This window comes from Nonomuraea polychroma (assembly GCF_004011505.1).
GTDB classification, from domain to species: Bacteria; Actinomycetota; Actinomycetes; order Streptosporangiales; family Streptosporangiaceae; genus Nonomuraea; species Nonomuraea polychroma.
The window spans coordinates 8,206,428-8,218,202 of the sequence record NZ_SAUN01000001.1; the positions used below are offsets into that span (position 1 = coordinate 8,206,428).

13 protein-coding genes, 2 tRNA genes and 1 pseudogene are annotated in these 11,775 nt (G+C 67.8%); 7 read left to right on the forward strand and 9 right to left on the reverse strand.

Features of this window, described 5'->3' with window-relative positions:
- Window positions 1-3: 3 nt before the first annotated feature.
- From EDD27_RS37445 to galU, 7 genes are all read right to left on the reverse strand, one after another.
- Window positions 4-77: transfer RNA gene (locus EDD27_RS37445), tRNA-Ala, on the reverse strand.
- A gap of 48 nt (window positions 78-125) precedes the next feature.
- Window positions 126-719, reverse strand: a complete 594-nt coding sequence (gene sepX / locus EDD27_RS37450; protein ID WP_127936593.1) for a divisome protein SepX/GlpR — start codon at window positions 717-719, stop codon at window positions 126-128.
- A gap of 123 nt (window positions 720-842) precedes the next feature.
- Window positions 843-1,496: a GNAT family N-acetyltransferase gene (locus EDD27_RS37455; protein ID WP_127936594.1), complete on the reverse strand. Its 654-nt coding sequence runs from the start codon at window positions 1,494-1,496 to the stop codon at window positions 843-845.
- Between the two features lie 48 nt (window positions 1,497-1,544).
- A complete protein-coding gene (locus tag EDD27_RS37460; protein ID WP_127936595.1) occupies window positions 1,545-2,024 on the reverse strand; it encodes a MogA/MoaB family molybdenum cofactor biosynthesis protein in 480 nt (159 codons plus the stop codon).
- Complete coding sequence (moaC, locus tag EDD27_RS37465; RefSeq protein ID WP_127936596.1) at window positions 2,024-2,503, reverse strand: cyclic pyranopterin monophosphate synthase MoaC; 480 nt, start codon at window positions 2,501-2,503, stop codon at window positions 2,024-2,026. The genes EDD27_RS37460 and moaC overlap by 1 nt, the downstream gene beginning before the upstream one ends.
- On the reverse strand, window positions 2,500-3,687 hold the full coding sequence (gene glp, locus EDD27_RS37470) for a molybdotransferase-like divisome protein Glp (protein WP_127936597.1): 1,188 nt from the start codon (window positions 3,685-3,687) through the stop codon (window positions 2,500-2,502). Before glp ends, moaC begins: the two co-directional genes overlap by 4 nt.
- The gene (gene galU, locus EDD27_RS37475; RefSeq protein WP_127936598.1) at window positions 3,674-4,576 is read right to left on the reverse strand and encodes a UTP--glucose-1-phosphate uridylyltransferase GalU; all 903 of its coding nucleotides are present in this window, start codon (window positions 4,574-4,576) and stop codon (window positions 3,674-3,676) included. The genes glp and galU overlap by 14 nt, the downstream gene beginning before the upstream one ends.
- A 24-nt stretch (window positions 4,577-4,600) precedes the next feature.
- Between galU and EDD27_RS37480 the strand changes: the two genes are divergently transcribed.
- The 3 genes and pseudogenes from EDD27_RS37480 to EDD27_RS58950 all read left to right on the forward strand — a co-directional run.
- Window positions 4,601-5,170: a 5-formyltetrahydrofolate cyclo-ligase gene (locus tag EDD27_RS37480; RefSeq protein WP_164903966.1), complete on the forward strand. Its 570-nt coding sequence runs from the start codon at window positions 4,601-4,603 to the stop codon at window positions 5,168-5,170.
- Window positions 5,171-5,193: 23 nt separating this feature from the next.
- The gene (locus tag EDD27_RS37485) at window positions 5,194-6,699 is read left to right on the forward strand and encodes a potassium/proton antiporter (protein WP_127936600.1); all 1,506 of its coding nucleotides are present in this window, start codon (window positions 5,194-5,196) and stop codon (window positions 6,697-6,699) included.
- Between the two features lie 69 nt (window positions 6,700-6,768).
- A pseudogene (locus EDD27_RS58950) lies at window positions 6,769-6,861 on the forward strand (FmdB family zinc ribbon protein); the annotation flags it as partial.
- Window positions 6,862-6,923: 62 nt separating this feature from the next.
- Here EDD27_RS58950 and EDD27_RS58955 read toward each other — a convergent pair.
- Window positions 6,924-7,100, reverse strand: coding sequence for a hypothetical protein (locus EDD27_RS58955; RefSeq protein WP_421917407.1), 177 nt, complete (start codon window positions 7,098-7,100; stop codon window positions 6,924-6,926).
- Window positions 7,101-7,141: 41 nt separating this feature from the next.
- Between EDD27_RS58955 and EDD27_RS37495 the strand changes: the two genes are divergently transcribed.
- The 3 genes from EDD27_RS37495 (at window position 7,142) to cpaB (ending at window position 9,195) form a co-directional block, all read left to right on the forward strand.
- Window positions 7,142-7,690, forward strand: coding sequence for an alpha/beta hydrolase (locus tag EDD27_RS37495; protein WP_127936602.1), 549 nt, complete (start codon window positions 7,142-7,144; stop codon window positions 7,688-7,690).
- Between the two features lie 90 nt (window positions 7,691-7,780).
- Entirely contained in the window at window positions 7,781-8,587 is an 807-nt protein-coding gene (locus EDD27_RS37500; RefSeq protein WP_127936603.1) for an S-methyl-5'-thioadenosine phosphorylase, read from the forward strand.
- Window positions 8,584-9,195, forward strand: coding sequence for a Flp pilus assembly protein CpaB (gene cpaB / locus EDD27_RS37505; RefSeq protein WP_127936604.1), 612 nt, complete (start codon window positions 8,584-8,586; stop codon window positions 9,193-9,195). Before EDD27_RS37500 ends, cpaB begins: the two co-directional genes overlap by 4 nt.
- Window positions 9,196-9,299: 104 nt before the next feature.
- Here cpaB and EDD27_RS37510 read toward each other — a convergent pair whose 3' ends face one another.
- A complete protein-coding gene (locus EDD27_RS37510; RefSeq protein WP_127936605.1) occupies window positions 9,300-10,361 on the reverse strand; it encodes a M15 family metallopeptidase in 1,062 nt (353 codons plus the stop codon).
- A 916-nt stretch (window positions 10,362-11,277) separates the two neighbouring features.
- Here EDD27_RS37510 and EDD27_RS37515 point away from each other — a divergent pair.
- Window positions 11,278-11,350: transfer RNA gene (locus EDD27_RS37515), tRNA-Arg, on the forward strand.
- The last annotated feature ends 425 nt before the right edge of the window (window positions 11,351-11,775 follow it).

An 11,775-nucleotide genomic window follows, 5' to 3' on the forward strand; every position in this document is an offset into this window, starting at 1 on the left:
GGGTGGAGATGAGGGGATTCGAACCCCTGACCCCTTCGATGCGAACGAAGTGCGCTACCGGACTGCGCTACATCCCCAAGGACTCGACCAGATTAGCAAACCTTTGAGGGTCCTCGCGCCACCGATCAATCCCCCACCGCCCGCTTGGGCGGCTCCGCGTACTGGTCGAACAGGACGTCCCCGTGCAGCGACGTGAGGTCGATCACCTCGGCCGGCGGTTCTTCGACGACCTGGCGGCGCCGGCGTGCCCGCCGGAGCCGCTCGGCGCGCGCCTGGCGGGCGCGTTCCCGGCGTTCCCTGTCCACGCTTACGGCGACCCGCAGGAAGCCCATGTACGCCAGCATGATGACGACGGACGGCGCCACCCCCCACCACGGGATCATCTGGACCGCGGCCGTGATGACCGAGGCGAGCACCAGCAGCGCGGTGAAGAACAGCAGCCGGCGTCGGCGGGCGACGATGATGGCGCGGCGCCGCAGGCGGAACTGGCGCACGTCGACCTTCTCGACCTCCGGCGGCGCGCCGTCGTCCTCATCGGAGCCCTCCGAGGAGCTCGACGGCTCCAGGTTGTCGAGATCGGGCAGCGGGTGCTCACCGGTGTAGTACTCCTCGAGCTCGGCCAGCTCGGCGAGGTTCGTCTTGTCCTTGCGCAACCACATCGGAATGAGGACGCACAACCACATCACGACGATGGCGAGATAGAGGAGGACGCTGCTCACGACCACCTCCGGGCAGCACGAAGACGCGTGTGACTTCGTTGCGTCTTCAATCTGCTCACGTCACGCACCGTAAGACCGCGTGTTCTGATTGACGAGCATTCGGTGCGGTGTGTCGCGAGATCGTCAAACCTCTTCGACGGGAGACCCCCCGCGAGCGGCCGACTCGCGGGCGCGACGCCACTGTACGAGCAGCCCGCCGGGCACGTCCTCGACGGTCAACGCGTAGCAAATGTGGTCGCGCCAGGCTCCGTCAATGTGGAGTTGGCGACGCCGAATGCCTTCTTCCCTGAATCCGAGTTTCTCAACCACCCTACGGCTGGCTTGGTTCTCGGGGCGGATGTTCGCCTCCAGACGATGCAATCCGGTGGTGAAGAAGCAATGGTCGACGGCCATGGCGAGGGCTGTGGGGGTGATCCCGCGGCCGGCCAGGGAACCGTCGATCCAGTATCCGACCTGGGCGGAACGGGCAGATCCCCACACGATGGCGCCCACGGTCAGCTGCCCCGCGAAGCGCCCCTCGTACGTGACCACCCACGGCAGCGCCAGCCCTTGCCTGGCCTCGCGCCGCAGGGTGCCGACCATAGAGATGTAGGGGCCGAGCCCGGTCCTGAACAGCGGTGTCTCAGGATTGCTCGGCTCCCAAGGGCGCAGCCAGTCCGCATTGCGCAGCCTGGTCTCACGCCACACGCGTACGTCGCTCAGCCGCAGCGGCCGGAGGCCTACCGGGCCTTCGTTGAGGGCCACCGGCCAGCCACGAAGTCGATCCACATCTCTCATCATCCCCCCATCGGGCATGATGCCGCCACGCGCGTTTCCGAATCCCCGTCAGCGTGGGTGATCGCCGCCCCGGATCTGGTCGACCGCGTGCCGCAGGATCGGGGCGAGTACGGCCACGCCATCGCGTACGCCACCGGATGATCCGGGCAAATTCACGATCAACGTGTCGCCTGCCTGCCCAGCCAGTCCGCGGGACAGGACGGATGCCGGCACCTTGTCCCGGTTCGCCATCCTGATCGCTTCGGCGATGCCGGGAATTTCGCGGGAAATCACCCGGGCGGTCACTTCCGGCGTCAGGTCCATCGGCGTCAGTCCGGTGCCCCCGGTGGTCACGATGACGTCGTAGCCGTCCGCCAGCCCCTTGCGCAGCGCCGCCTCGACCGGCTCGCCGTCCGGCACCACCAGTGGGCCGTCGACGGTCTCGCACCCGGCGTCGTCGCGGAGCAGCTCGACCAGCAACGGTCCTGATTTATCCGCATAAACCCCGGCGGACGCCCGGTTCGACACGGTGATCACCAGTGCCCGCATCAGCCCTCCGGCTCCCTCGTCCAGCGGCCGGTCTTCCCGCCGAGCTTCTCCTCCACCCGCACATCGGTGATCACCGCGGCCGGATCCACTGCCTTGACCATGTCGATCAGGGCGAGCGCCGCCACCGAGACCGCCGTCAGCGCCTCCATCTCCACACCGGTGCGGTCGGCCGTCTTCACCCGGCAGGTGATCGCCACGCCCCAGTCCTCGACGTCCAGCGTGACCTTCACCCCGTGCAACGCGATCGGATGGCAGAGCGGGATCAGGTCGGGCGTACGCTTCGCCCCCATGATCCCCGCGATGCGCGCCACCCCGAGCGCGTCGCCCTTGGGCACCTCCCCCGACCGCAGCAGCGCGACCACCTCGGCCGACAGCAGCACCCGCCCGGTGGCCACGGCACTACGCGCGGATACGTCCTTGGCGGACACGTCCACCATGCGCGCGGCACCCGTCTCGTCAATATGTGTCAGTTCGCTCACAGCCGGATCACCTCCACCTCGGCGCCGCCGGGGACCTCGGTCACGTCCTCGGGCACCACGATCAGCGCGTTCGCGGAGGCCAGGGCGGCCAGCTGGTGGGAGCCCTGCCCGTGCACCGGCGAGACGGTGCCGTCAGAGGCGAGCACGCCCCTCAGGTACGACCGCCGCCCCGCGGGCGAGCGCAGCGCACTCGTGACGTACGCGGTCACCGCCTCCGGCAGGCCGCCGGGCAGCCCGCGCATCTTGTCGAGCGCAGGGCGTACGAACAGCATGAAAGAGACGTAAGACGACACCGGATTGCCGGGCAGGGCGAAGATCGGCACCTGGTCCTCTCCCAGGACGCCGAACCCCTGCGGCATCCCCGGCTGCATGGCGACCTTCTCGAAACGTACGGTGCCCAGCGGCGACAGAGCCTCCTTGACCGGCTCGTAAGCCCCCATCGAGACCCCGCCGCTGGTGATGATCGCATCGGCCCGCACCAGGTGCGTGTCGAGCCGGTCGAGCAGAACCGCGGGATCGTCCCCCACGGAGCCCGCACGGAAGCCCTCAGCGCCCGCCTCCCGCACCGCGGCCGTCAACGTGAAGCTGTTGGAATCCCAGATCTGTCCGGGAGCGAGCTGCCCGCCCGGCTCCACCAGCTCGGCGCCCGTGGAGATGACGACGACCCGAGGCCGCGGCCGCGCCCACACACGCCGCCGTCCCACCCCGGCGATGATCCCCAGCTGCGCCGCGCCGATCACCGTGCCGGGCTTGAGCACGACATCACCGGCCTGGACGTCTTCGCCCGCCCGGCGGATCGCATTGCCTTTCTGGACGGGACGGTCGATCGTCACGGAGACCGTCCCTCCGTTCGTCCACTCGACCGGCACCACGGCATCGGCGCCGGCCGGAACGGGAGCCCCGGTCATGATGCGTACGGCGTGCCCCGGCCCCACGGCCCGCAGCTCGACGGACCCGGCCGCCACGTCGTCGATCACCGGCAACGTAACCGGAATTTCGGAAACGTCCGAAGCCCGGACGGCATAGCCATCCATGGCCGAGTTGTCGAACGGCGGCAGCGGCACCGGCGACGACACCTCCTCGGCCAGCGTGGCCCCCAGCGCCTGCTCCAGCTCGAGCTCCAGCGGCGCCAGAGGACGCACGGTGGCCAGGATCTCGGCCAGATGCGCGTCAACCGATTTCATCGAGGAACTCCCGCAACCACGGCACGAACTCCCCCGCCAGATCCTCCCGATCCGCCGCGAACTTCACCACGGTCCGCAAGTAGTCGAGCTTGTCTCCCGTGTCGTACCGCCGCCCCCTGAACAACACCCCGTGCACCGGCCCGCCCTCGCCGGACCCGCGACCGGCGAGCGTGCGCAGCGCGTCGGTGAGCTGGATCTCGCCCCCGCGCCCAGGCGGAGTGTTCTCCAGCACCTCGAACACCGCAGGATCGATCACATAACGCCCGATGATGGCCCAATTGGACGGCGCCTCGTCGACCGGCGGCTTCTCCACCAGATCGGTCACCCGCACGACGTCATCCTCGGAGGTGGCCTCGATGGTCGCGACGCCGTACAGCGAGACCTGTTCCTTGGGCACCTCCATCAGCGCGATCACACTGCCGCCGAACGTGTCGCGTACCTCTATCATGCGTTTGAGCAGCGCGTCGCGCCGGTCGATCAGGTCGTCGCCGAGCAGGCAGGCGAAGGGATGGTCGCCGACGTGCTGCTTGGCGCACAACACCGCGTGGCCGAGCCCCTTCGGCTCGCCCTGCCGGACGTAGTGGAGCGTCGCCAGCGAGGCCGGCTCGCGCACCTGGGACAACCGGTGCTCGTCGCCCTTGGCCTCGAGGGCCTCCTCCAGCTCGAACGCGCGGTCGAAATGGTCCTCGATGGAGCGTTTGTTCTTGCCGGTGACCATGAGCACGTCGAGCAGCCCGGCGGAGGCGGCCTCCTCGACGACATACTGGATCGCGGGCTTGTCGACGATGGGCAACATCTCCTTGGGTGTCGCCTTGGTCGCCGGGAGGAACCGGGTGCCCAGACCCGCGGCGGGCACGACGGCTTTCGTCACAGGGTCGAAGTCAGCCATGAGTAGACCCTAGTGGAGGGACCTGTGGACAAGCTCAACCTGCGCCGCGAGCTGAACGCGGCGCGTAGCTCACTCTCCCCCGAGCAGTTGCGGGCAAACGCCATCAAGGTCCGCGAAACGCTGCTGGAGCAGCCGTGGGTTCAGATGGCCGGTCTGGTGGCCTGCTACTGGTCGACGGGGGTGGAGCCGGAAACGCACGGGCTCGTGTTCGCTCTCTGGAAACACGGCGCCACGGTGATCCTTCCCGTGCTCCGCGAGGACTATGACCTGGATTGGGCAGTTTACGACGGACCAGACACGCTCGCACCGGGTCGCTTCGGGATCATGGAGCCCATCGACACACGCCGCGGCGTCGACGCCATCCGCACGGCCGCCCTGGTGATCGTGCCCGCACTGGCAGTCGACCGGCGTACGGGGGTGCGGCTCGGCCGCGGCGGCGGCTCGTACGATCGTGCCCTGGCCAGGGTCGGCCCGAACGTTCCCACGGTGGCCCTGCTGCATGACGGCGAGTTGATCGACGGCATCCCCGCGGAGCCGCACGATCGACGAGTCCGATATGCCATGACACCGGCGGGACTCACTAGTCTTATGTGAACGAAAGTACGAGAGGGGGCCAGATGACGCTTGATGTCTGGCTCCTTATCGGTGCTGTCATTGTCATCGCGGCCATCGCGTCCGTACGCATCGCGCATCGTATGGGCCTGCCCAGCCTCTTGGTGTTCCTGGGCTTCGGTGTGCTGCTGGGAGAATCCGGCTTCGGGATCCTCTTCGACAACCCACACGTGGCGCGGGAAATCGGCCTCACCGCACTGGCCGTCATCCTGGCCGAGGGCGGGCTCACCACCAACTGGTCCCATGTGCGGCGTTCGGTCCCCTTGGCCCTGGTGCTGGCGACCGTGGGCGTGACGGTCAGCATCGTCGTGGTGGCACTGACCGCACTGGGACTGCTCGGGCTCCCCCCGAACGCGGCGCTGATCCTCGGCGCGGTGCTGGCCTCCACGGACGCGGCGGCCGTCTTCTCCGTCCTGCGGCGACTGCCGCTGCCGCCGCGGCTGGCCGGCGTCCTGGAGGCGGAGTCGGGCTTCAACGACGCGCCGACCGTGATCGCCGTGGTGCTGCTCAGCGGGGCGGCGAACTCGTCGCCGACGGTCGGAACGTTCCTTCTGGAGACCTCCGTCGAGCTGATCATCGGCGCGGCGGTCGGCCTCGCGATCGGCCCGGCCGGCGCGTACGCACTGCGCCGCGTCGCGCTCCCCGCCTCCGGCCTCTACCCGATCGCCGTGCTCGCGCTCACCTTCGTCTCGTACGGCGGTGCCGTGTTGCTGCACGGCTCCGGCTTCCTGGCCGTTTACCTGTCGGCGCTCATCCTGGGCAACTCGCGGCTGCCGCACCGGGCGGCGACCAGGGGCTTCGCGGAGGGCGCCGCGTGGCTGGCCCAGATCGGGCTGTTCGTCATGCTGGGACTGCTGGCCAGCCCCAAGGAGATGCCGTCGGCCGTCATACCCGGCCTGATCACCGGCACCGTCCTGGTGCTCCTGGCCCGCCCGCTCTCCGTGCTGGTGAGCTCCCTGCTGTCGTGGGCGTTGCGGCAAGGCTGGGCGAACTGGCGCGAGCAGGCGTTCCTGTCGTGGGCAGGGCTGCGGGGCGCGATCCCGATCGTGCTCGCCACCATTCCCTGGGCGGCCGGCGTCGAGGGCTCCAAGGAGATCTTCAACCAGGTCTTCGTGATCGTCATCGTGTTCACCCTGCTCCAGGGCCCGACGCTGCCGTTCGTGGCCCGGCTGCTCAGAGTCGCCGCTCCAGGCGAGGCACACGACCTCGCGGTGGAGGCGGCGCCGCTGGAGGAGCTCAAGGCGGACCTGCTGCAGGTACGCGTGCCGCCCGGGTCACGCCTGCACGGCGTGGAGATCTTCGAGCTGCGCTTCCCCGCGGGCGCCCAGGTGACCTTGATCGTGCGCGACGGCAAATCGTTCGTGCCCACCAGCACCACCCGGGTCAGAGCGGACGACCAGCTCCTCATCGTCACCACCGCCGCCTGCCGCGACCAGGTCGAACGCCGCTTGCGCGCGGTCAGCCGCAGCGGCAAGCTCGCTGGTTGGTACGGGGAGCGGGGGTTGGAATAGCTATTTGACCGGATCGGTTACCATTAGCAGTCGCAACGCTCGAGTGCCAAATTCTGAAGGAGGAGCCGCGTGCCGACTTACCAGTACGCCTGTAACGACTGCGGTGAGCAGCTCGAGGTCGTTCAGAAGTTCAGCGACGACGCGTTGACGGTGTGCCCGAGCTGCCAGGGTAACCTGCGGAAGGTGTTCTCCGCGGTCGGCATCGTGTTCAAGGGCTCCGGCTTCTACCGGACCGACAACCGCACGTCGTCCTCTTCTTCGTCTTCGTCGTCCTCCAACGGGTCGTCTTCCGACGGATCGTCGAAGTCTTCGGAGAGCAAGTCCTCCTCCTCGGACTCCTCCAGCTCCTCCACCCCGGCCGCGGCACCCGCCGCCGCCTCCAGCTGAGCCCTCGGGCGCACCGGGTGTTCGGTGCGCCCTGGTTTGAGCTAGCGTTCGCCCCATGGGAGGCGGATCACACCGGCACGCGGTCGTCATCCCCGGCGGCAACTACGGCCCGCAGGCAGGCCTGCTGGCGTACGCGAGCGCTGCCGCAGTCCGCCGTGGCGCGGACCTTGAGCTGATCTCGTGGACGCCACCGGACGACCGCCCCGTCGTGGAGAGCTGGGACTGGGTCCACGATCAGGTGACGTCCGTCGTGGAGAAGCTGCCCGCGGTGACGCCCCTGCTGATCGGCAAGTCACTCGGCTCGTACGGGGCCGGCGTGGCGGCCGCGCGTGCCCTTCCGGCCGTCTGGCTGACGCCCCTGCTCACGAAACCCGCGTGCGCGGAGGCCCTGAGCCGCGCCACGCAACCGTTCCTCCTCATTGGCGGCACCGCGGATGGGTACTGGGACGGGGCCCTCGCACGCGAGCTGACGCCGCACGTCCTCGAGGTCGCTGATGCCAACCACGGCATGATGGTGCCTGGACCGCTACGCGACACCGCCGACGTGCTCGGTCAGGTGCTGACGGCCATCGAGACCTTCCTGGACGACGTCGTGTGGCAGTAGGTCTTACCGTTCGCGAATGAGCCGGCTTTTATCCACAGAACGACATTCGGCCCATTCTCGATCATCGCCGATCCGACTACTCTCGGCGCCATGGTCATTCGCGCAGACATAGGTGTCATCGGTGGCTCAGGCTTTTACTCACTCCTCGACGACGCCGAGGAGATGGAGCTGACCACCCCCTACGGTCCACCGAGCGACGTCGTCACGATCGGACGCATCGGCTCGCGCTCCGTCGCCTTCATTCCCCGGCACGGCCGCGATCACCGTTTCCCCCCGCACCGCATCCCCTATCGGGCCAACCTCTGGGCCCTGCGCTCCCTGGGCGTCCGCCAGGTGCTAGCGCCGAGCGCCGTAGGGTCCTTGCAAGCCGAGTACGGCCCGGGCGCCATGGTCATCCCGGACCAACTGGTGGACCGCACCTCAGGACGGGTCCAGACCTATTACGACATCGACGGCGCAGTCCACGTCTCTTTCGCCGACCCCTACTGCCCGTCGGGCCGAGCGGTGGCCGTACGAACGGCCCAATCGGGCGATTGGCAGACCGTCGACGGCGGCACGCTCGTGGTGATCGAAGGCCCACGGTTCTCCACCAGGGCGGAGTCCCAGTGGTTCGCGGGCAACGGCTGGTCGATCGTCGGAATGACAGGCTTCCCCGAGGCGGTCCTGGCCCGCGAGCTGGCTCTGTGCTACACGTCGCTCTGCCTGGTGACCGACCACGACGCCGGGGTGGAGGCGGGCCAGGGCGTGACGCATGACGAGGTCCTGGAGTTCTTCGCCCAAAACGTCACCCGCATGCGCACTCTGGTGGCCGACACCGTAGAAGCCCTGCCCGCAGAGCGCACCTGCCCCTGTGGCTCGGCGCTGGACGGACTCAAGCTCCCCTTCGACCTACCGTGATCCAATCCTGGCTGAGTCGCTACGGCCGTCGCCGCCGCCTCGTGGCGGCGACGCTAGCCGCCATAGCCGTCATCTCCGCCTACATCGCCACCCGCCCGTCCCCACCGCCCACCACGGTCCTGGTGGCGACCCGCGACCTGCCCCCCGGCCCGCTGACCCCCTCGGACCTCCGCCCCGTCCCCCTCAACCACCCGCCAGACGGCGCCGTACGCACGACCACAGCCGCCGCCGGCCGCTACCTGACTTCTCCCATGCGCAGAGGCGAGCCCTTGACAGACGCCCGCCTCCTGGACTCCTATCGCCTGCCACCAGGCATGGTCGCGACCCCCGTACGCATCTCCGACCCCGCCGCGGCAAGACTCCTCTCCCCCGGCTCCAGGATCAACGTCCTGGCGGCCTGGGAAGAAGCCCACCCGGCCCGCACCATCGCAGAAGACGTAAGCGTGATCACAGCCGCAGCCCAACGTCAAGCCGACGAGAACAGCAGCAATAGCAACGGCACCCTTATCGTCCTGGCCACAACCTCAACCCAGGCGGCCGAACTAGCAGCCGCCCAAGCACACGCCCGCCTATCGATCACCATAATCGCGGACTCCGGCAGCCCGTAATCGTCCAACTACGCGCCTTCTGTGCAGCAGGCGAGTAACCCCGTCTGATGAGAAGCGCGACGAGATTCAGTGAGGCTCGGGAAAGCTCGGAAAGCTCGGAAAGCTCAGAGAAGCGAATCCATCTTGGGGTCATACTCCCAATGCCACGGCTCGAACGGGCTGCTGTAGGCCCAGGACGGATGGAACCATCCATACTTCTTGGAGTTCTTCTCCATCCACACGAACTCGGCGGAACCGGCTCTCTCCACCCCGCCGCACAGGTCCACAGCCAGCCCGAGCCCGTGGTTGCTCCGCCCCGGCACGGCGGCGAACCCCGGCCGCCGATAGTAAATGGACTGCTGCTCAGCCAGACTCCGGTAAGCGTCGGTCACGCACATGGGCTTCCCGAACCGCTTGCGATACGCCTCGTTCAAGCTGACGAAGGCGATGGTGGCGTCGGCCCTCAGGCTGAACCCCTTCTGCTGCAATGGACAGAGCATGCCCTTGGGGATGAGCCCGTTGGGATAGTCGCCGGCCGTCGCCGCCCGCAACGGATCACAGCCCAGCGCCGCCCGCCCCACCTTGTCAATCTTGATACCCAGCTTCACCAGCGCCGCGGTCAGCGACTTCACGATCTTGTCCGACCGCTGCCGCAACGTATCGACTTCGGCCGCCATCTGAGCCTCCGCCAGCAGATTCCCCGCCCGAAGCTCCTGAGCCTCGGCCACCAGCCGCTCCGCTTCCTTGTAGAGCGCACTGGTCTGCTCGACGGCCTGCTGCCGTACCGCCACGATCTGGGTGGCATCGGTCAGCGCCCGCAGAGTCCGCTGATCCGCTCCCTCGGTCATGAACGGGAAAACCCCACCGCCCGCGATCGGCTGCTCGTACAGCAACTCCACCATTTGCGACACGGGCTGCCGCATCACCGCAAGCCGCCGCTCCAGCTCCTGCAGCGCCGTCAACTTGCTCTTGAGCTCCTTCTCGGAGGCCGCGATGGTGCTCCGCCGCTTCTCAAGGGCCTTGGTGGCCTCCTCGAGCTCCTTGGCAGACCGCTCGGCTTCTTTCCTCAGCTCACGCAGATTCCCCGGATCCCGCCACCCCCGGCCCTGGACCAGCCAATCCATCGGGCCCTGAACGTGAGCCTGGGCCGCTGCGGGAGGCACCAGCAGAGAAGCCACCACCGCCATGACTACCGCGATCAGACCCGCTGATCGTGGTGCTGGCACGTTCGACTCCTCCGTATGCAAACTCGTTACCTGGGTCAGGCACGCACGTTACTACAGCCCTCTGAGTGTCTGGACCGAACTCCGGAGAGCTGCTATGAGACAAACAACCCACTTTGTACAGCCACCCCCCACAACCAGCCACATCGTCACCCCAGCCCATCACCTGGAGCCCCCGCTTCTCGACCGGCACAACCAACCACCCAACCCCCAAAACGCCCCTCACTCCCGCGAGGCCGTACAACACCACGTCCCGGGAACACCGACCTCAAAGCCCAGACACCAACCTCTCAGCGAACCCCAGCACGCCTTCCTGCTCCTCCTCCCGGCACACCTCCCACAACCAGGTGTCCACCCACTCCCCCGGACACCCGCCCCAAGACCGCACAGGAGCAGGCGTATAGGGCTCCTCAACACCAGGCCGCGGACCATGTTCAGGAGCGACCTCAGGCTCCCCACCCCGAGGCCCCTTCGCCACCACCCTCACAGGCGCCGGCACAGCTCCTTCATACGCCCTAGCGGGACGAGCCGGCGCAGGCACAAGCCTCGGCCCGAACGCCACCCCTCTCCCCGCACCGCCACCACCCGCCATGCCAGCGGACGCGACACCATCCTCAAGCCCCTGCACCTGGCCCACCAGCAATCCCCCGGCAAGGATCGCCGGCGCCAGCAACGCCCCGAACAACACGACGGGCCGCCGCCGCACCTGCCTGTACCGCCTACTGGTCACAGGCAGACGCTATCCGCGGTCGTCGATAGCGAATCTGATCACTTGTCATGCCTTTACCGCAGCTCAGAGCACCCATAACCCACCCCGCCAAACTCATCCCAGACCTACGTCCCACGCAGTGCCAGACTTTCGCTAGGCTTACGGGAGTCCGCCTCCGTAGCTCAGGGGATAGAGCACCGCTCTCCTAAAGCGGGTGCCGCAGGTTCGAATCCTGCCGGGGGCACTCTTCTCTACCAGGCATTTCAGCCTCTGGCCTGCGGTTTTTCGGCCGCAGGTCTTTTGCTTCCCATGCCCTCGTAGGTCGCCAAGGGCACCCGCATGCAGCCGTAGGACCATGATCTGGGGACATATGAGGGATGATCTTGATGGCATTTCCCCAGGTCAATGGTTTCGTGGGCCAGTCCGGCGCGGTCAGAGAAGCTCACCCCAAGGGACACTCCGCGCAGCCGCGCTGGGATGGCCATTGCCATGGTCGGCGGCATGCTCACCGGTTGGGAAACCCAACGAGACCGCTGCGCGACGCACCTGTGCGCCCCCAGGAGGAACGGTGGAACAGATCATCAGGTCCTAGGACCGCTCGGTACATCCCATATCGTCCCCGACGGCCAGGACATTACGGCTGGCGGTTGCCCGAGGCACGGTGCACGA

Bases quoted from the DNA above. Each gene is read 5' to 3' on its own strand.
- EDD27_RS37455 (WP_127936594.1), bottom strand. From the start codon at position 1,496: ATGAGAGATGTGGATCGACTTCGTGGCTGGCCGGTGGCCCTCAACGAA.
- EDD27_RS37460 (WP_127936595.1), bottom strand. From the start codon at position 2,024: ATGCGGGCACTGGTGATCACCGTGTCGAACCGGGCGTCCGCCGGGGTT.
- glp (WP_127936597.1), bottom strand. From the start codon at position 3,687: ATGAAATCGGTTGACGCGCATCTGGCCGAGATCCTGGCCACCGTGCGT.
- galU (WP_127936598.1), bottom strand. From the start codon at position 4,576: ATGGCTGACTTCGACCCTGTGACGAAAGCCGTCGTGCCCGCCGCGGGT.
- EDD27_RS37485 (WP_127936600.1), top strand. From the start codon at position 5,194: ATGACGCTTGATGTCTGGCTCCTTATCGGTGCTGTCATTGTCATCGCG.
- EDD27_RS37495 (WP_127936602.1), top strand. From the start codon at position 7,142: ATGGGAGGCGGATCACACCGGCACGCGGTCGTCATCCCCGGCGGCAAC.
- EDD27_RS37500 (WP_127936603.1), top strand. From the start codon at position 7,781: ATGGTCATTCGCGCAGACATAGGTGTCATCGGTGGCTCAGGCTTTTAC.
- EDD27_RS37510 (WP_127936605.1), bottom strand. From the start codon at position 10,361: ATGGCGGTGGTGGCTTCTCTGCTGGTGCCTCCCGCAGCGGCCCAGGCT.